At 36.7% G+C, this 20,059-nt stretch carries 17 protein-coding genes and 1 tRNA gene; 6 read left to right on the top strand and 12 right to left on the bottom strand.

What is annotated here, in order from left to right:
- Nucleotides 1-8 precede the first annotated feature (8 nt).
- The 3 genes from ELS83_RS08850 to ELS83_RS08840 form a co-directional block, all read right to left on the bottom strand.
- Nucleotides 9-410 carry a Fur family transcriptional regulator gene (locus tag ELS83_RS08850; protein WP_171595185.1) on the bottom strand — a complete coding sequence of 134 codons (402 nt, stop codon included), beginning with the start codon at nucleotides 408-410 and terminating at the stop codon, nucleotides 9-11.
- A 429-nt stretch (nucleotides 411-839) separates the two neighbouring features.
- A complete protein-coding gene (locus ELS83_RS08845) occupies nucleotides 840-1,499 on the bottom strand; it encodes a hypothetical protein (RefSeq protein WP_171595184.1) in 660 nt (219 codons plus the stop codon).
- Between the two features lie 581 nt (nucleotides 1,500-2,080).
- The gene (locus tag ELS83_RS08840) at nucleotides 2,081-2,620 is read right to left on the bottom strand and encodes a LytR/AlgR family response regulator transcription factor (RefSeq protein WP_171595183.1); all 540 of its coding nucleotides are present in this window, start codon (nucleotides 2,618-2,620) and stop codon (nucleotides 2,081-2,083) included.
- Nucleotides 2,621-3,002: 382 nt separating this feature from the next.
- On the opposite strand from ELS83_RS08840, the gene ELS83_RS08835 reads away from it, so the two are divergent.
- Nucleotides 3,003-3,410 (top strand): hypothetical protein, encoded by a 408-nt coding sequence (locus ELS83_RS08835; RefSeq protein ID WP_171595182.1) that lies wholly within the window; start codon nucleotides 3,003-3,005, stop codon nucleotides 3,408-3,410.
- 94 nt (nucleotides 3,411-3,504) lie between these two features.
- Complete coding sequence (locus ELS83_RS08830; RefSeq protein WP_171595181.1) at nucleotides 3,505-5,394, top strand: serine hydrolase domain-containing protein; 1,890 nt, start codon at nucleotides 3,505-3,507, stop codon at nucleotides 5,392-5,394.
- Between the two features lie 69 nt (nucleotides 5,395-5,463).
- Here ELS83_RS08830 and ELS83_RS08825 read toward each other — a convergent pair.
- The 5 genes from ELS83_RS08825 to ELS83_RS08805 all read right to left on the bottom strand — a co-directional run bounded on the left by ELS83_RS08825 (nucleotide 5,464) and on the right by ELS83_RS08805 (nucleotide 10,154).
- Nucleotides 5,464-5,535: transfer RNA gene (locus ELS83_RS08825), tRNA-Arg, on the bottom strand.
- Between the two features lie 67 nt (nucleotides 5,536-5,602).
- Entirely contained in the window at nucleotides 5,603-6,334 is a 732-nt protein-coding gene (gene recO / locus ELS83_RS08820; protein ID WP_171595180.1) for a DNA repair protein RecO, read from the bottom strand.
- A gap of 6 nt (nucleotides 6,335-6,340) precedes the next feature.
- Nucleotides 6,341-8,596 (bottom strand): type IX secretion system anionic LPS delivery protein PorZ, encoded by a 2,256-nt coding sequence (gene porZ, locus ELS83_RS08815; protein WP_171595179.1) that lies wholly within the window; start codon nucleotides 8,594-8,596, stop codon nucleotides 6,341-6,343.
- Nucleotides 8,597-8,608: 12 nt separating this feature from the next.
- Nucleotides 8,609-9,187 carry a non-canonical purine NTP diphosphatase gene (locus ELS83_RS08810; RefSeq protein ID WP_171595178.1) on the bottom strand — a complete coding sequence of 193 codons (579 nt, stop codon included), beginning with the start codon at nucleotides 9,185-9,187 and terminating at the stop codon, nucleotides 8,609-8,611.
- Between the two features lie 139 nt (nucleotides 9,188-9,326).
- Nucleotides 9,327-10,154 carry a universal stress protein gene (locus ELS83_RS08805; RefSeq protein ID WP_171595177.1) on the bottom strand — a complete coding sequence of 276 codons (828 nt, stop codon included), beginning with the start codon at nucleotides 10,152-10,154 and terminating at the stop codon, nucleotides 9,327-9,329.
- Between the two features lie 344 nt (nucleotides 10,155-10,498).
- Here ELS83_RS08805 and ELS83_RS08800 point away from each other — a divergent pair, with 344 nt between their 5' ends.
- The 4 genes from ELS83_RS08800 (at nucleotide 10,499) to ahpF (ending at nucleotide 15,908) form a co-directional block, all read left to right on the top strand.
- Nucleotides 10,499-12,004, top strand: a complete 1,506-nt coding sequence (locus tag ELS83_RS08800; RefSeq protein ID WP_171595176.1) for an adenylate/guanylate cyclase domain-containing protein — start codon at nucleotides 10,499-10,501, stop codon at nucleotides 12,002-12,004.
- Nucleotides 12,005-12,170: 166 nt separating this feature from the next.
- On the top strand, nucleotides 12,171-13,394 hold the full coding sequence (locus tag ELS83_RS08795; RefSeq protein ID WP_171595175.1) for an aminotransferase-like domain-containing protein: 1,224 nt from the start codon (nucleotides 12,171-12,173) through the stop codon (nucleotides 13,392-13,394).
- Between the two features lie 289 nt (nucleotides 13,395-13,683).
- Nucleotides 13,684-14,247, top strand: a complete 564-nt coding sequence (gene ahpC, locus ELS83_RS08790; RefSeq protein ID WP_171595174.1) for an alkyl hydroperoxide reductase subunit C — start codon at nucleotides 13,684-13,686, stop codon at nucleotides 14,245-14,247.
- Between the two features lie 101 nt (nucleotides 14,248-14,348).
- Complete coding sequence (gene ahpF, locus ELS83_RS08785; RefSeq protein ID WP_171595173.1) at nucleotides 14,349-15,908, top strand: alkyl hydroperoxide reductase subunit F; 1,560 nt, start codon at nucleotides 14,349-14,351, stop codon at nucleotides 15,906-15,908.
- 225 nt (nucleotides 15,909-16,133) lie between these two features.
- On the opposite strand, the gene ELS83_RS08780 is transcribed toward ahpF, so the two are convergent.
- From ELS83_RS08780 to ELS83_RS08765, 4 genes are all read right to left on the bottom strand, one after another.
- Nucleotides 16,134-17,171, bottom strand: a complete 1,038-nt coding sequence (locus tag ELS83_RS08780) for a branched-chain amino acid aminotransferase (RefSeq protein WP_346728153.1) — start codon at nucleotides 17,169-17,171, stop codon at nucleotides 16,134-16,136.
- Nucleotides 17,172-17,260: 89 nt separating this feature from the next.
- Nucleotides 17,261-18,055 (bottom strand): DUF2797 domain-containing protein, encoded by a 795-nt coding sequence (locus ELS83_RS08775; RefSeq protein WP_171595171.1) that lies wholly within the window; start codon nucleotides 18,053-18,055, stop codon nucleotides 17,261-17,263.
- Between the two features lie 3 nt (nucleotides 18,056-18,058).
- On the bottom strand, nucleotides 18,059-18,562 hold the full coding sequence (locus ELS83_RS08770; RefSeq protein WP_171595170.1) for a TlpA family protein disulfide reductase: 504 nt from the start codon (nucleotides 18,560-18,562) through the stop codon (nucleotides 18,059-18,061).
- A 46-nt stretch (nucleotides 18,563-18,608) separates the two neighbouring features.
- The gene (locus tag ELS83_RS08765; protein WP_171595169.1) at nucleotides 18,609-19,865 is read right to left on the bottom strand and encodes a peptidase U32 family protein; all 1,257 of its coding nucleotides are present in this window, start codon (nucleotides 19,863-19,865) and stop codon (nucleotides 18,609-18,611) included.
- Nucleotides 19,866-20,059: the final 194 nt, after the last annotated feature.

Raw genomic sequence — 20,059 nt, 5'->3', positions numbered from 1 at the left:
TTTTTTGATTAATTACAATTTGAACAATATCCTTTTATTAAAAGCTCGGATTGCTTAGGTTTATAATTATCAGGCAAACCTTTATAATCCCAATTTACCTCAGGAATGCAATACACCTCGCTACATTTCAGGCAATAAAAATGGGCATGTTGCTTGCTTCGGTTCAGCTTCTCAGTAATTGCATATTTTACAAGGGTTTTGTCAATTACAATTTTGTGAATGACCTCCTTTTCAAGAAGAGTTTTAAAAGTACGGTACAAAGTTGTCCTGTCGAAATTGCCGGAAATAACAGTTTTTATTTCCTCTTCCGACAAAGGAGTTGGCGACTCAACAATAGCCTCAATAATTTCTTCACGACATGAAGTACGTACCAAATCTCTTTCTTGTAATATTTTAGAAATTTGTTTCATTTTTGCAACAGCGATTCATATGCAACATTGTTGCAAATATACTAATTGAAATAAAATAAACCTCACCATTAAGCAATAAATTCTTGTAATCAATTCTATCTAAGCATTAAAAAACAGCTCTTTTGCTTGTGTGCTTCATGAAATATGCTTTCTGATTTATTTAGGTTCTTTAGTATCTGGAATAGCAAGAGGTAGGCGTATATAACTTGTTTCACTTAAGCAAAAAAACTCCGTAATCCTTTTTGGATTCGGAGCTTATAATATTTTGTGACCCCACCAGAACCTTGATTTTTCCTTATATACACCTGTGTTTATGCATTTTACAGGCTTATATTTTTGAGAACATCCCCTAATTTACTCCCTGCTAGTTTTTAGGATATTACAAACTGACCATAAATAAGAGTCCCAATATATAAGGCATTTTTATACTTAATTTAATCTCTTTCTTGATCCTAAATTATAGCTAAGGCTATCTTTCAAACTAATTTGATCGTTGTAAATATAAAAGTGAACTTGAATTATGGAATCACTAACAACTTTGAAGTCGATCGATTTATTAGAACATTGAATTTCAAATAATTTAAGAAATCCATCACTTGAATCCTCTATCAAGGTATGTACGTATAAGCCATCATCATGAAAAGATCTTGTTTTTACATAAGTAATAGAGTCAGCAAAAGGTATTTTCTTTATTTGTTTTATTTCAATATGGTCTTCATACCAACCAAAATCCGTTATTTTTAGTTCTTGTTCATTAGGTTTAATCTTACCATGCTTGAAAAGGTGATACTTTTTTAAAGGTTCACTATTTAAATCCACAGAATTAAAAAAGTGTGCAATATAAAAAATACTTGAATCTGCTTTAACGGAATATTTTACTTCTGATTTTGAATACGCTATGTAGATTTTATTGTCTATTGTATCCATATCAACTATAAAAGCTTTAACTAATGTAGAATCGACAACGATAGTATCTGTAATTCCATTTTTCGTCCTGTAATAAACTTCTTTAGTTGGAGAAGATGCCATAGAAGGAGCTTCCCCTTCGGTTTCTTGTTGAATTTCACTCGTAAAATTATTCTTCTTCACTTTTAAACATGAGGTAAGAAAAATTGTGAGTGTTATCATTATTAAAACATAAAATCTCATCATTACAATTGGAATGAATAAATTCATAATATTTAGGATCTTCAAGTTATAAATATAGAAATTAACAACAAAAGAACTACGAATGCAAAATAAATGGTTAACCGAATAGCATAGAAGCACCTTTTAGCCTTTTTTAAAAGGCTTCAAGTATTTATCAACAAATTGACTTTATGGATAGATTTTAGACCGCAAAGCGGATAAAACAAGCCTAATGGGCATTCTAAATAATCATATTGAAAGGATGAAATTTTTAATCGAGTGTGTTAAGTAACATCAGGACTCCATAAAAAAGCTGATAACTCTATCAGCTTCAATTACTTGTGACCCCACCAGAACCTTGACTTTTATTTGTAACCAGCTGTTTTAATGCGATTTACAAACATTTACTTTTGTTGATTTACCCTAATTTACTCCCCGTTGAACTTAAGGAAGTTAACTTACTAATTATACAAAACACATGTATTTCACCGAGCGCAAAACTATAGAGCAGGGATCGGCTATGATATTTATAAATAATAATTTTAAGCTCTCTGATTAAGCAACTCTTTTACTTCTTTTCTGTAAGTCCTTCCAATATTTAGCCTAACATCCTCAACCAAAACCTCATCGAGTGAGCGCTCTTTAATTCTTTCTGTATTGATAATAAATGAACGATGAATTCTTAAAAAACCATCAGGTAATCTCTCATATAGTTTACTTATTTTCTCTTTGCTTATAATTTCATTGTCTAATGTAATTACCTTAATGTAATTCGATAAGCTTTCAATGTAAACAATATTATCATAAGGTATTTTGGCCATTTTCCGATTCGACATGATTTCAAGAAAAGAATTTTTCATCTTCTCTTTTTCATCCACCAGTTGTTGAATTACTTGCTGATTTTCTTTGATTTGGGTAATCATCAATAAAAAGCTACCTACAAGTATCAAAAAATACAATACAACTGCCAGAAGTAATGGTTGAGCTGCATCAGGATCTAAACCAAAATAATTCAAGTCTACCAGATAGATATAAAAAAATAGTAAAACCAGCATTTCAAGGTAAAACGAAATGATAGCCATACAAAAGGTATAAAATGTAAATCTTCCATATCTTTTTGTATAGTAAAATTTCCGTACTAGCACATAATTGAAAAAATATGATGTTCCTATTACAATCAGAAAAATCGTTCCTACGAAGTAAAATGCATGGGTTTTATCTTCCCATGAAAACCCAAATGCCCGGATTAAAACGAGTAGAGTAAAAATCCAATAGGCAATATGTAAATGGAGATTTTTCGGTTTTATATTCATTATATTTATTTTTTTCGAGCTAATTTCGGCAAAGTTCTCTTTATTACCATTTAGAGTGGACCAACAACCGGATAAGATGCGGATTCGACCTTTGTGAATCTTCTTATCTCTTATAATTTGGCAGAAGCATTAAGTACAAAATTAATTAATTATGAAAGATTTATTTATTATTGGAGGACCTTTTTTCATGTGGGTACTTACGCTTTTGTTAATAATTACACTTGCCTGGATTATTTATCACATTATTCTTGTATACAGTTCTCAACAAATCGATAAAGCAGTTTTTTTACGAAAACTTGGATATGGAAAATCAATAGGATTATTTGCCCTTGTTACTGGAATTTTGGGTCAGATGTTTGGATTTTTTGGATGCTTTAGGGCTGCGAAAGAAGGAGCTGTCAAATCTCTTAATTATGAGCCAGTGGTAATATTTGCAGCCTTAAAAACCACAATGATTGTTAGCATTTATGGAATTCTTATTTATCTGCTCTCAATTTTTTTAGTCTTTATCGCATTAAAATTAAATAAGAAGAAGCTCGGAAACCAGTATTCCGCTTAAACTCCGTATTAGTTTTATTCTATCAATATGTATTCTCGGTTTACTAACCGACTGGCATCATACACCCCAAAATTTAATATTTAAATCAAATCTTATGAAACAATTACTTATTGTATTTTCAATTTTATGTTCTTTTTTCTCATTAGAAAATAAAGTCTGTGCCCAAAATCCTGATAACAAAACAAGCAATTTAAATGCCTGGATCGATTCTCAATTTACAGAAGGTCTAAATAGCTTTAATATTGCCGGGGCTACCTTTGTTTTGATGCAAGGAGATTCTATTCTTCACATGAACGGATATGGAGTTACAGATATCAGATCCAATAAGCCTGTAAATAGCAGCTCCTCTATATTTGGAATCGGTTCCATTTCAAAAACTTTTGTGGCTACAGCAATTATGCAATTAGTTGAGAATGGAAAGTTAGAACTCGATCGGGATGTGAACACTTATCTCACATCATTTCAAATTAGCTATAAATTCGACTCTCCGATTACCGTAAGACAACTATTAACTCACACTGCCGGTATAGATTATTGCAATATAAGTTCATCGGTTCGAACCGAAAAGGAGGTCATTCCCCTGGCTCAATATTTGAAAAAGCAAATGCCTTCACAAATAAGGCCTTCGGGTAAGGTTGCAAGCTATTCCAATCAGGGATATGCGCTATTGGGACTTATTGTTGAAGAAGTCTCAGGCTTTGCTTTTGATGAATACGTCAGACAAAAAATATTAAAGCCACTAGAAATGAATTTTAGCGGTTTTAAAAGACAAACTGAACTCAAAGAGAACTACGTTACAAGTTATTTGCAAAAGAACGGACAGTTGATTCCTCACAAGCCAGATTTCCCTCTTTTTTATCCTTCCGCTTCATTTCAATCAACAGCTTCGGACATGGGACACTATATTTCTATGTTTTTGAATAATGGCAAGTTTAATGGAAAGCAAATTTTAGATTCTACTACGCTCGTAAAAATGACACATACACCCTTTAAGCAATATGAAAAGGCCGGATGCGGATGGCTGCTTGGTTTTCCAGAATACCAATGGAAGGGTATGAAATATTTCGGACACAGCGGTAGATATCTAGGCTTTACAAATCAAATGTCATTATTTCCTGAAAAAAACATAGGCTTGTTTATTTCAGTTAACTCATCGAATTATGTAACTGGAAAAAGTCGTGTATTTATTGATCAATTTATTAATGAGCTTTTGACACGAATAATGCCCACTGATTTAAATAACAGGCATAAAGCTAAAACTGAACCTAAGATTGGTTCGGTAGATGAACCTTTGGAGAAGTTTGCAGGTCATTATCGGTATACTCTTAATTCACATACAACTTTTGAAAAAGTAGGTATTTTAATTGGATTAGCTCCAGAAATTGAAATTGTAGCAAAAGACAGTACACTAGAGGTTATGCCATGGAACGATACATTTTTGCCTGTATCCGGTTTAACATTCTACTCGAAACGCGGTTGGCACCAGGCATTTGGCAGAAATGCAAAAGGCGAAATAGGCTATTTTTTTGCGGAAGCCCATTCATATGAGAAATTAAGGTGGTATGAACCTGCTACATTTCTGAAATTCTGGATTGGAAGTATTGTTCTTATTTTATCCATTTACATCATTACATGCACAATCATTAAACTATTTGTTTGCAACAAAAAGAACCATCTTGTTAAGAAAACCAATTTTTGCATTGCGTCATTAATCATCGTTTTCGTGTTTATACTTGCTTTTGCATTACTAACAACTGACCCAATGGAATTTTTCTATGGCGTACCTATGCTCATTAAAATTGCCTTAGTGTTGCCATTTATCATTATTCCTTTGGTGTTTTTTACAATCTATTTAATAATTAAAGCAATTCGTTTTAAAGAGCTTGGAACTTTTGATTTGGTTTATCAATCACTAATTATTGCTACAGCTCTGTTTTTTATTCCTTGGTTAGCGTATTTTAATTTGATCGGATTTAATTATTGAAACGAGAATAGAAAAAGCAAAATGAATTATAAAGAAAAAGCTGACAAAACCGTCAGCTTTAATTCTTTGTAGCCCCACCAGGACTCGAACCTGGATCTATTGTTTAGGAAACAACTATTCTATCCCTTGAACTATGGGGCCATGTAGGTCATGCAAATGTATTTAATCACTTGCGAAGATCAAAACATAGCATTAATAAATTTTATTATTAATCATGATTAAAAAGTTCCTCAATCACCGCGAGCGATTTTAATGAGGTAAAGCCCTGGCTCTGTAGTGCGTAAAAATTGAGTAGTCCTCTTAAAATAACCCCAACATGTTTCTTGCTGATTTTTAAACTGTTTAACTGATCAATGGAAGTATTAAATAAAGCAAACAGAATTTCACTTTCCTCTTTTCCAAGGCAATGAGCATGCGAATTAACCTGGGCAACAAAACGTCCATTGTCCATATCGAAAATACAATTTTCTGCCGACCAGTTCATCTGAGGGAAAAAGCCTAGAAAACGAGATAATTTGCTTAAGAAATAAAGGTGAAACAGATCTACCGATTCATCCGTTAAATCGAGGTAGCGTATGCTGTTGTAGAGGAAAACAAACAAATCCGGGTTGGCTTCCTCTTCGCGCAAAACTTTAGAAAGAACTTCGGTTAAAAAGAGTGCCAAGGTACTTTTGCGCACATCAAAAATCAGTCTATTTAAGGTTTCGGAAATTCGTGCTTCCTTTAAAGATTGTATGTTTTTTCCTTCGCGGTGATACACCTCCATATCGAGCAGAAAAAAAGGCCTGAACAAGTTGCTTTTGCTCTTCGATTTCTTGGAGCGTCCGCCTTTTACCATATAGCTTTGTCGACCAAACTTTTCGGTGTATACATGCACAATCAGACTGGTTTCTCCATACTGAACACGATTTAACACTATGCCTTTGGTCTGGTGAAGCATCTGGTTTTAGTTGATAAACAACAACTTAATCACTTTCGATTTTGATCCGTCCGAATTGGAACAAAAAATGAGATACACCCCGGTATGAACCCTGGAGCCTTTAAAGTTTCGGCCATCCCAAATGAACTGGCCACCTTCCGATTTGCCTTCCCACACCAAATTACCGCTCACATTGGTAATTTTCACTGTCGAGTTACTCATTAGTCCACTTACCGTGATATCGCCCCTGTAAGTCTCTCTAACAGGGTTTGGATACACGTACAAATCATTGTAATTCTCGGTTCCTTCGGTCACTTTTCCCCTGTACGAAACCATTCCCTTATCGGTAAGAAAGAACACTTCTCCCGTTCCCGGATTTACCGATATTTTCTGGATGTTATTTGATGGCAAAGGACTGTTTAAGCTATTGAATTGGGCCAACTGCTCATCTCCATTTTCAGATACCAAAAAAGCGCCGGAATTTTCGGTTCCCAACCATTTCTGATTGGCGCCATTTACTGCAATACTCTGCACTTTCTCGGTAGAAAGGAGGAATTGCGTAGAGCCATCGATTGTAATGATTGGGCGGTAAGCAAAGAAGCTTCCATCCCGAAAAATGGTTCCTGGATCGCCATAAATTGCAACCCCACTCGATGTTCCCACCCAAACACTGCCGTCCTGATCTTCTGTAATGTCATAAATCTGCGAGCTGATGCTCGAATTATTCTCATCGCGCACACTAAAAGTGCTGGTCACATCGTCATCATTGTTGGAAAGGGTTCCATTCTCGTTAAAGGCAAACAAAGTACTGCCTAAGCCTCTTAACACCCATTTATCACCATTCTGTAATGCAATAATTTTTCGGGAATCAGAACGATTGTCCAGGCTATTGTACGACAATGAAACCCATTCATGATCGTAGCTCAAAGCCTTAACGCCCTGGCTCGAACTGGCATCCAGTATCCAAAGGGTACCATTTTCATCTGAGTCCATCGAGTTGATTCCCACATTATTTAAAGGAGAATTGGTTGAATTGAAAGAATTGATTAATTCCTGGTTCTGAAACTCAAAAAGACCATCGCCCCATGTACCTGCATAAATTCGAGCTTCATTCCTTTTGTTCCCGCTGATGTTATTGATATCTGTTTTTCCAACAAATTCGGGAACTTCATCAGCTGTAAAATTCTTCCATTCCGAATCGCTCAACAAATACAACTCGGCTGGTAAATCTGCGTTAGCAATACCCGCAGCTGCCCAGGTTTGGTCTCCTGCTGAATAAACAGCCGATATTTCTGAACGTAATGGTCCATCCGGTTTGATTTGTGTAAAATCATTTCCTTCCAACTCAAGAAGTGATTTTTCAAAATCGGCAATGAATATGCGATTTGAAATGCTTACAACATCCCTGAAAGAATAAGATGGGAAGTTTGCAATATCGCTCAGTTTATTTCCAGAAGCATTGTATTCTTTTATCAACTCATTTAAAACAACATACAATCCACTATTAGAACTTTTAATTGAATGAATTAAATTCGATTCTGTCAAAAATTCACTCCAGTTTTGATTGCTTAGTTTATATATTTCACTTGCAGTTGATGTAACATTTCGCATTACAAATAAATCGGTGCCTATCAGTTCAAGATCCACGCAAGCTCTTGTACTGTTTGGAATCTCACTCACAAATTGCCAATTGTTAAAATCGGCCAGATTAGATGAGTTTAAGTCCGCCTGATAAATGCCATTCTCTGTTGCAGCCCAAATTTCAGAATCACTGGTAATAATTTCATTTACTTGCAATTGCGAACCATTGGCACCAATCAAATAAGTATCTGCTATCTCCTGCTTTTCCAGGTTAAGAACAACAATTCCAAAACTTGTTGAAAGATAGGCGATATCGCCTCTTGAATGAATCGAATTCACCTCTTTATTGCCAAATCCTGCAAAGTTTTTTATATCTGATATATTAAAAACTGAATTCTCAGATATCAGATCGATATTTCCATTTCGATAGCCAACAATTAATAGGTTTTGATCGGCAGACCAACTTATGGCTGATACATCAGAGTCTGATAAAGTATTTGTTTTACTAAATGGTCTTATTTCATTGTCATTTAGAGAATAATAAAATACACCCGATTCGGTAAGACAATAGATTCGATCAGAAGAGGCTAGCAATTGTGTCGCCTTTCGATATGGCAAATGTTCGTTCCATCCCACAAAGTTCTGGGCATAGGATGACATCAAGTAAAACGTCAATAAAACTACAATAGCAACCTGTTTCATAATCTATTACCCTTATTTATACCCCAATAAAAACTGAACAAGTTTCTGCACTGCCAAACCCCTGTGGCTAATTTTGTTTTTCTCGCTCATTTCCATTTCTGCAAAGGACACGGAATAACCTTTTGGTTCAAAAATCGGATCGTAACCAAATCCATCCTTGCCTCTTTCTGCTTCCAGAATATTTCCATTCACAATGCCTTCGAACTGGTATTCTTTATCATCTAAAATTAAAGAAATTACGGTTCTGAACCTTGAACTTCTATCCTGCTTACCATCCATTTTTGCCAGCACCTTTTTCATATTGGCTTTTGCATCTTTGTCTACACCAGCGTAACGTGCAGAGTATACACCAGGCTCTCCGTTCAAAGCACTAATCTCCAAGCCCGTATCATCAGCAAAACAATTTACATTGTATTTTTTGTAAATGTATTCTGCTTTTTGGGTCGCATTCTCTTCCAGTGTATCATGATCCTCCGGAATTTCGTCGGTACAATTAATATCAGCCAAACTAAGCAATTCAACTTTTTCGCCAAGTAAGTGCTGTAACTCTTTTAATTTGTTTTGGTTATTGGTAGCAAAAACTAATTTCATATGATGATAATTTATTTTTAAAGCATTGTATTAAACATGAAGATCATGGAGAGTAGAAATCTTTCCCGATCGATTCAATCCAACAAAAAACAACGGCTGAAAAACCGTTGTTCAAATATAGAGATTAATAAAATATGCTTTAGTAAAAACTTCCGTATTTGGATAAATCTGTTCTTGGGTTGACACACATTACAGGTATATGTGCGGAATTGGCAATGACAAACTGCTCATGTGCACCCAACATGTAATCCTGGAAAGAAATATTCTTTGTGGTCATAATCAGGATGATATCTGCATCAATTTTCTTAGCAAAATCAACTGTTTCCATGGCAAAATCATTGCCACCGTCGGCGGTATCAATTTCGTAATCGATTCCCCTGTTTTCCAGATATTTCTTGGCAAATACAAGATTGGCCTTTGTTCTTTGCAACATTTGTCCATCAGGCATTTTTGGCGTAATAATTCGCATTTTTGCCTTAAAGAATTTACCCAGAAATTCGGCCCAGCTCAACTTCTCTTTATTCTCCTTCTTAAAGTCGACAGGAAGAACTACCGATGAATACTTTTTCTGAACCGGAGGAGCCTGAACTACCACAAAAGGTACCCTTGAGCCCACGATTACTTTTAGTGCCCAACTTCCAGTTAGTTTCTGCATTCCTTTAATACCGTGCGTTCCCATAAGAACCAACATGGCATTCATTTCTTTTGCAACATCGTTTATTGTGGTAAAAATACTTCCGTCGCGAACAATAAATTCAGGTCGAACATTCTTCTCCTTGTAGATTCCTTCAACTGCCTCAGCCATTTTGCCTTTGGCTTCTTCGATCTGAGACTCTTTTTTTACAATGTGCACCAATATCACCTCAGCGTCAACATTTTCGGCAAAAATAGATGCATGATCGAATGCATATTCTGCAACATTTGAAAAATCCCAAGCTACAAGTAAAGATCTTTTTGTACTTTCCATAGTTTAGTTTAAAAGGGGAACAGTAAATATCTGTATTAACATAACTGGAGATCAATTTAGGTATTTTTTGCTAGAACAACAAATTTATTCCACCAGTTAGAGCTTGCTTTTTATTTTAAGGGATATCCTATTGAGATGTTGACAATCAAAGATAATGCAATCGCTTATCTCCTTTCCATTTCGATAGTTAATGTGGATATAAAAATAAAGAGGCTTTGGGAGTTCGTGAATCGAAGGCTCCTTTTAATTTCTAATCGGTATTATTTTCTGTTTAAGTCCGATAATTAAAAATTCTTCCCTATTTTTAGTGTCATCGCTTATCTTTGGTAAATAACAGATCCGTAATGACACAATTTACTCTCTTATTACTTGTTTTCAGAACATTTTTCACAATCCCGGTGTTGGTGCAGGTAGAGTTCGGACTATTTTCTCAGAATTTAATCCTATTTGGAATGCTGCTTCCCATTATTGTGGTATTTCTCTTTTTATGGTTCCGGGTGGAGCTGAGAAGACAAAGAAGCGAAATTGAAAGAGAATTTTACAATAAAAATCAAGAGTTGATTTTTAAGAAAGAGAAAGCTGAAAAACTGCTGTCCAATTTGTTGCCAAAACAGACTGCTGAAGAGTTACAATCGAAAGGAAAAGTAAGCTCCAGGCGTTTTAGAATGGTAACGGTTCTTTTTTCTGATATTCATGGATTTACCAAGATTGTAGAACAAATGAATCCTGAAGATCTGATTGATGAGCTCGACAAGTTTTTCATGCATTTTGATACGGTAGTAGAAAAATACAATATCGAAAAAATTAAAACTGTTGGTGATGCATACATGTGTGCAGGTGGAATTCCGAACAAGAACAGAACCAATCCAATCGAGGTGATTCTGGCCGCATTAGAGATACAGCAATACATGAACAACATGAAAATCAATTCGAGAGATGGCAAAAAAGCCATTTGGGGATTAAGGATTGGAATTCATACAGGTCCGGTAATTGCCGGGGTGGTTGGCACAAAAAAAATCAGTTACGACATTTGGGGCGATACCGTAAATACGGCAAGTAGAATGGAATCGTCGGGGGCAGTAAATGAAATCAATATATCAGGAATGACCTATATGCTGGTGAAAGATTTCTTTATTTGCGAATACAGAGGAAGAATGCCGGTGAAATACAAAGGAAATATCGACATGTATTTTGTGAAAGGATTTTTGCCAAACATGTCGGCCGATTTGAAAGGGTTGGTGCCCAACGATTATTTCCTGACCAGCTTCCAAATGCTCAGGTACGACGACCTGGAAGAAACCATTCTAACCAAGATGGAGAATGAATTACCTAAGAACTTATACTACCATAATCTGAAACACACCATTGATGTGATTACGGAAGTGGAAATTATTGGCCGAAAAGAGGGGATTACCGAGGCCGAAATGCTAATTATAAAGACTGCTGCCCTTTTCCACGATACAGGATTTATTCTGTCTTACAACGATCATGAAGAGTTTAGTGTGAAATTGGCAAAACACATTCTTCCGCAATACAAGTACAGCGAAAAACAAATTGAGGATGTAACCAACTTGATCATGCATACCAAGCATCCACCACAGCCTCAATCTCTTTTGGAGATGATCATGTGCGATGCCGATTTGGATTATCTGGGTCGAACCGATTTTATTCCCGTTTCAGGAAACCTGTATCGCGAACTAAAAGAGTATGGCAGAATTAAGAGTATTGATGAGTGGAACAGACTTCAAATTAAGTTCATCGAAAACCACCAATATTTTACAAAAACTGCTCGAAATATGCGAAATGTAAACAAAAACAAACAGCTTGAAAAGCTAAGAGAGCTAATTTGATTGTTTTAAACTTTTTAACGCATATTTATTATAAATTGTCATTCTGAAATCCCATTTGTTTATAATTCTATGGTTTTACCACTATAAAAACGTAAATTTATTAGTGGCGAAAATCCTGATTTTCACCAAAATCATCAAAAAAAACTAAACAAAAAGGGGGATTACAATGATTACAAACTTAGAAAACATTCTTTCCGATAGCGCTAAGGGAATGAAGCGTTCGGTGATTAGAGAATTGTTAAAACTAACCCAGCGCGATGACATCATTTCTTTTGCCGGAGGTTTGCCAGCACCAAGTTCATTTCCGATTGATGATCTAAAAAAGATATCATGCAAAATTCTTGACCAGGAAGGGAGTTCTGCTCTTCAGTATGGTGCAACCGAAGGAGACATGAAACTTCGTGAAATTCTGACCAAAAGATACCAGGATCAAGGTCTGCAAATTACTACCGAGAACCTTGTAATTCTTACCTCATCGCAGCAAGGATTGGATTTGGCAGGGAAAATATTCTTAAACCGTGGCGATAAATACATATGCGGATTGCCAAGCTATCTGGGCGGTTTAGGAGCTTTTTCGAGCTATGGTGGAGTTCCTGTTGGGATTAAGTTTGATGAGCATGGTATGCGTTCCGATTTGCTTGAAGAAACGCTGTATAAAATGCAGAGCGAAGGCGAAATGCCAAAATTCATTTATGTAATTCCCGATTTTCAAAATCCTGCAGGAATTACCATGCCCGAGTTCCGAAGAATGGAAATTATCGAAATTGCACGAAAATACAATATTCTGATTATTGAGGACAGTCCGTATCGTGAACTCCGATTCGAAGGAGAAGCACAAAGAATGATGTATGAACTGGACAACACAGGTCAAGTATTAAGCCTGGGAACTTTCTCGAAAATCTTTGTTCCAGGCTTCAGAATTGGCTGGATACTTGCACATGACGCAATAATTGATAAATTTGTAAAGGCAAAGCAGTCAACAGACTTATGCACAGCTCCTTTTGTTCAAAAGATTGCAGCTAAGTATCTTGAGGAAGGTCTATTCGATAAAAACTTGAAGAAGATTATCGATATGTACCATCGAAAAAGAGATGTAATGCTACAGGCTTTCGAAGATTTTATGCCCGAAGGTGTGAGCTGGACAAAACCGGAAGGTGGATTGTTTTTATTCCTGAGTCTGCCCGAAGAAATGGATGCAGAAGATCTGTTTAAGATTGCCATTGAAAAGAATGTTGCGTTTGTATTGGGATCGGTATTCCATTGCGATGGAAGTGGAAAAAACACCATGAGAATCAATTTCTCTTTTATGGATGAAGAGCAAAACAGAATTGGTGTTCAACGATTAGCCGAATCGATAAAAGCACTAATGAATAAGAAAGTTGAAATTTAACCGTTTGCGTTCTTTTTGAACCAAACACATTTTTTATAATTATAAATCCTAATTCTCACCTTACAATGAGAAAAACGAGCACAATTCCGGTTGTGCTCGTTTATTTTTTTCAATAAATCGCGCAAACAATATAAACACAAACACCTTTGTTTCTGCATTTTGACGCACCTTTATTGACTTTTTCTATCGCTTTTTAATTATTATCTATTTGATTTATATGGTCTGGTATTCTAGTTTTGCATCAGAGAAAAAAATAAAACAATAAATATTCATATTAAAAACACACAAGATGTCACAAATTGGAAAACAAGTAGTAGATTTTGAAGTTCAAGCATTCGCAAACAACGATTTTAAAAGCGTAAAAAAATCAGATTTATTAGGCAAATGGTCGGTATTTTTCTTTTACCCTGCCGATTTCACCTTTGTTTGTCCAACCGAGTTGGAAGATCTTGCCAATCTGTACCCTGAATTTAAAGCAGTAGATTGTGAAATTTACTCGGTATCAACCGATACACACTTTGTTCACAAAGCATGGCACGATACTTCGGATACAATTAGAAAAATTCAGTATCCAATGCTGGCAGATCCAACAGGAGTTTTATCGCGCGGATTTGATGTAATGATTGAGGAAGTAGGATTGGCAGAGCGAGGTACTTTCATTGTAAATCCAGAAGGAGAAATTGTAGCCTACGAAGTGGTTGCCGGCAATGTAGGTAGAAATGCCGAAGAACTATTAAGAAGACTGAAAGCATTACAATTTGTAGCTCAAAATCCATCGGAAGTTTGTCCTGCCAAATGGGAAGAGGGTGCAGAAACCCTTCAACCAAGTATCGACCTTGTTGGTAAGATTTAATTCAAACAAAAATACCTGAGTCTGTCTCGATGTAGTTTTTTAATATCCGATTAAAGTTTGGCTGCATGGGGGCAGATTCTCCCCAAAAATCAAAAAAAACAATGCTGGAACAACAAATAAAAAATCAGGTTATTGATTTATTTAAATCCTTAAAAAATCAATATACTTTTCAGGTACAGGTATCATCTACTCACAAAAGCAAGCAAGAATTAATATCTCTTTTAAAGGATGTTGCTTCATGTAGCGATCAAGTAAAACTCGAAGTTACTGAAGGCGATGCTTTGTCTTTTGAGATCCTTAAAAACGGAGAATCGACTAATGTAATTTTTAAAGCTGTACCAAACGGCCACGAATTTACTAGCTTGCTTTTGGCAGTGCTCAACCTCGATGGAATTGGTAAAAACTTGCCAGATGAGATATTTTCGCAGAGAATCAAAGCAATATCAACAAAAGTAGAGCTAAAAAGTTTTATTTCTCTATCCTGTACCAATTGTCCTGACGTTGTTCAAGCTTTAAATATCATGGCTTTTTTAAATCCGAACATTTCGCATGAGATTATTGATGGAGCCATTAATGTGGAAGAAGCTGAACGATTAAATGTTCAGGCGGTTCCAACGATTTATGCCAACGACAAACAACTGCATGTGGGACGATCGTCGCTGGGCGAACTACTAAGCAAAATTGAAGAACAAACTGGATCTGCATTTAAGCCATCTGAAGAACAAAAGAAGGAGTATGATGTAATTATAGCCGGTGGTGGACCTGCGGGCGTTTCGGCAGCAGTTTATTCGGCTCGAAAAGGCTTTTCGGTAGCCATTGTTGCCGAAAAAATTGGCGGACAGGTAACTGAAACCGTATCTATCGAAAATATGATTTCGGTTCCAAAAACCAGCGGTACAGAATTATCGGGCAACCTGATGAAACATTTGAACGATTATCCTATCGATATTCTGGATAATCGTGTGATTGAAAAGCTGGAAGTGGTGGATGGTGTAAAAAACATCAAAACATCTTTAAACGAAACACTTAGTGCCCCGGCTTTGATTATTGCTACTGGTGCAAGTTGGCGAAAGCTGAATGTACAGGGCGAAAGCGATTACATCGGATCTGGCGTTGCATTCTGTACACATTGTGACGGACCCTTTTACAAAGGCAAAAAAGTTGTGGTAGTTGGTGGAGGAAACTCTGGACTTGAAGCTGCCATCGATTTATCGGCCATTGCTTCGGAGGTTCATGTACTCGAATTTATGGATGAGCTAAAAGGCGACCAGGTTTTGCAGGACAAGATTAAAGAATTACCGAATGTAAGCGTTACCACCAATGCCCAAACCACAAGTATTGATGGTGATGGAAAGAAGGTAAATGCCTTAAAATACAAAGACAGAAGCTCCAATAAAGAAGAAGTACTTAGCACCGATGGTGTATTTGTGCAAATTGGATTAAATGCCAATAGTAAAGTATTTGCCGATACTGTTAAGACCAATAAAATTGGAGAAATTGAAATTGATTCGCATTGTAGAACCAATCAGGCCGGAATTTACGCTGCAGGAGACGTTTCAATCGTTCCTTACAAGCAAATTGTGATTGCCATGGGAGAAGGCTCTAAAGCTGCTCTTTCGGCCTTTGACGATAAGATAAAAGGTTTGCTACTTGCAAATTAAAATATCACTAATCTTATCAGCTTGTATTGATTCTCACTTTTTCCATTGATGAAAAAGTAAGCAAAATCCCGATAGCCATCGCTGACTAGATCAAGAAAACTAATTATAGCTGAAAACTAATAACTCCATAAAATCAGCGTAAATCATTAATTTCATAAGAATCTGTGTCAAAAAAAAAGCATCCGGATATTCCAGATGCTCTTTTTTTATATCATTAATTATTGATTAAAATTCAATAATTGTATTCCAGTTGTGTTTGTCTTCAACAGTACCATATTGAATGCCACGAAGGGTTTCATATAGCTTGAAGCTAATCTCTCCTGCCTCATCGCCATACTTGTAGTCGATATTGTTATCTGCATCAACAATCTTGCGAATTGGAGAAATTACAGCCGCTGTACCACATGCTCCTGCTTCAGAGAAGTCTGCCAACTCATCAACAGTAATTGGACGACGCTCAACGTTCATTCCCAAATCTTCAGCAATCTGACACAAACTCTTGTTTGTGATCGAAGGAAGAATGGTATTAGACTTTGGTGTTACGTAAGTGTTGTTCTTAATTCCGAAGAAGTTAGCTGGACCACACTCATCGATGTATTTCTTTTCTTTAGCATCTAAGAACAATACTGCAGAAAAACCTTCGGCGTGTGCTCTGTTACCGCCTCTTAAGGAAGCTGCATAGTTACCACCTACTTTGTAAATACCGGTTCCTTGTGGAGCTGCACGGTCGTACTCACGATAAATTACATAATCGGTTGGTTTGAATCCTTCTTTGAAATAAGGTCCTACAGGCATTACAAATACTGCAAATGTGTATTCCTCAGAAGCCTTCACTCCTACCTGTGCTCCGTTTCCAAATAGTACCGGACGAATGTAAAGAGATGCACCTGATTCATATGGAGGAATCCATCTTTCGTTCAGTTTAATCGCTTTGATTACAGCCTCGCGGAACAGATCCAAAGGCATTTCAGCCATCATGATACCGTGAGAAGAGCTCTGAAGACGTTTGCCATTTTCGTCGATACGGAAAACTCTTACTTTTCCATCAGGACCTTTAAATGCTTTTAAGCCTTCGAATGCTTGTTGTCCGTAGTGCAAACCTGTAGATGCAATGTGAACATTGATTTGATCAGAAGATGAAACTTCTAATTCTCCCCATTTTCCATCACGGTAGTGACAACGAACGTTGTAATCAGTTTTAGTATATCCAAAACCAAATTCTTTCCAGTTAATGTTTTCCATTTCAGATTTGAATTTATCGATTAGTGTTTTTTGCTTATTGTTTTTAAAATACTGTAGACAAATGTATTAAGAAATTTGCTGATTTTAACTACAAATTCACACTTTTTTTCTTATTTTACTTTCAATTCGATAAGATATCCGTTGTGTTTACGAATATTTATAACTTTTCCTCCTTCAAAAATCAGGTACTGTCCTTTGATTCCTTTTAAAACTCCTGTAAACTCTTTCGTTTTGTCAAAACCAAAGCTTGTTACTTTTTGAGGAAGCTCTTCAACCGGGTAGTTGATATCCCAAACCTCATCTTCCCCACAAAGGTACTGTTTCAATTCCGGATGTAGTTTCTCTGCTGCTTTTTGCTTCTCTTCCAAAAGATCAATATCTGTCGATCCATCTTGCTTCAGCATTTCTCTCCAATTGGTTTTATCGGAAAAATGCTCTTTCAAAGCAACTTCAATCACCCCGGCAATATGTCGGTTTGGGGTTTTGGCAAGTTTGATGGCTTTGCTTGCACCCTGATCGATCCAACGGGTAGGAACCTGGCTTTCGCGGGTTACACCCACTTTTAAATTGCCCGAATAGGCCAAATATACATAGTGTGGGCGCAAGGAATTCTCTTTTGCCCATTCCATATCGCGGGAAATGCCCAGATATGATAAATCCAACTCCGGGCGAACAATGCTTGGATCGGTTTGTGGCAGGGTGGTAAAACAGGAATAACAATATCCTTGCGAAAAGGATGTTTTTGTTTTTTTACCACAGTGAATACAGTTAATCTGATCCAAAAACTGCAAACTGATCTCTTTCCCAATTAGCTGATTCATGGCTGTAAGATCATCGCCAATAGGCAAATGATACTGAACCGTTTCACCCAATTCGGTGCGCATTTTCCTGATATTTCCTTGCATGAACTATAAGTTTTCTTGAATGGTTTTCATCATTTCATCCAGCTCTTTCTGGTCGAATCCAACGCCTTGCCAAATGATTTTTCCTGATTTATCGACAATAAAGTTACGAGGAATGTACTGACTGGCAAATTTTGAATATACTTCTCGTTTAGAATCGGGAGCAATTGGAAATGTAAAGCCTTTCTTTTTGTTCCACTTGCTCAACTCCTCTTTGGTATGCTCTCGCCCAATGGAAACCATCACAAAATTTTCATCCTTGAATTTTGGCCACAATTGTTTTTGAACCTCTGGCAGTTCTTTCATACATGGTCCGCACCAGGTAGCAAAAAAGTTGATTAAAACCACTTTTCCTTTTAGTTCAGTAATGGCAATTTCTTTTCCATCCAGTGTAGTTACCGAAAATTCAGGAACCTGCTCTCCGGTTTTTAGTAAGGATCCCTGGTGATTGTCTGCAAACAAGGCAGATACCGCAACAATTGCGATAAAGGTAAGGAGTAATTTTTTCATGCTTTGTTGGTTTAGCAAGGCACTAATTTGTGCTTCTTGATTTGTATTATTGAATTAAATCGTTGGTTACTTCTACAATCTTGTACAATTTGTCCGATCTGCGAATCATAGTATCCAATGCAATGGAGAAACTGTCGCCTTTTACTGCTTTTTCAACTGGTTTCAGATCTACACGAATCTCTTTTATGGTGGTTTCCACAACACCGGTTGTTGGCCCTGTAATCAGGATATGATCACCCACTGCAAGTTCGTTCGATTCCAAAAGGAATTCGGCAACCTGAATCTTCGTAAAGTAATTGGTTCCTTTGCCCACCAACATCTTACGTTTGGTAGCACGGTTTCCATATTCGTTGCTCCACTCTCCCAATTTTTGTCCCAGGTAATAACCATCCCAAAATCCACGATTAAAGACGGTTGACAAGCGTTCCATCCAGGCATCGATTTTTTCTTTATTGTACGATTCATCCAGGTAGGAATCCACAGCTTCGTTATAGCAGCTTACCACTGTTTTTACATATTCCGGGGAACGTGCACGACCTTCAAATTTAAGAACACGAACACCTGCGTCAAGCATTTTATTCAGAAATCCGATGGTACACAAATCTTTTGGCGACATGATGTATTCATTATCGATTTCCAATTCGTTACCCGATTCTTTTTCGGTTACCGTATAGGCTTTTCTGCAGGTTTGCATACAAGCGCCACGATTGGCCGAAGAGTTTTTCTCGTGCAAACTCAGGTAACATTTTCCCGACACCGCCATGCACAACGCACCGTGGGCAAACATCTCGATTTGCACCAATTCGCCTTTCGGACCACGAATATCCTGCGCTACAATCTGATCGTAAATGGCTTTCACCTGGTTCAGATCCAATTCGCGAGCCAGCACCACCACATCGGCAAATTGGGCGTAGAATTTTACCGCCTCGATATTGGTGATATTACATTGAGTTGAGATATGAACCTCAACATCAATCGATCGAGCATACATAATGGCCGACACATCGGAAGCAATAATCGCGGTAACGCCACTTTCCTTTGCTGCATCAACAATTTTATACATTAATTTGATATCGTGATCGAACAATACCGTATTTACGGTGAGATATGATTTTACATTGTTTTCTTTACAGGTGCTTGCAATTTTTTTAAGATCCTCGAAACCAAAGTTATTGGCCGATCTCGATCGCATGTTTAATTGCTCAATACCAAAGTATATCGAATTGGCTCCTCCTTGTATGGCAGCCATTAGGGATTCATATGATCCTACTGGTGCCATTAACTCTATATCACTTCTTTTCATTAATTCCAGATAAACAAAAATATTAATTTAGAACAGGGATATTAGCTGTTAAATTAAGCCTTTAGCTTTTGAAAGCCTTCCTCCTGATCCTCAGCAAAAGTAATCTTTATCGCCCATTCCTGCAATATAAATAAGTGCTCCTTAAAAAGTTAAATCTAACAGGATTACAAACACTTAACTCGCAAACATGCTTG

The organism is Marinifilum caeruleilacunae, assembly GCF_013141825.1.
Taxonomy (GTDB): Bacteria; Bacteroidota; Bacteroidia; order Bacteroidales; family Marinifilaceae; genus Marinifilum; species Marinifilum caeruleilacunae.
This window is presented reverse-complemented; position numbering and strand designations above follow the sequence as displayed.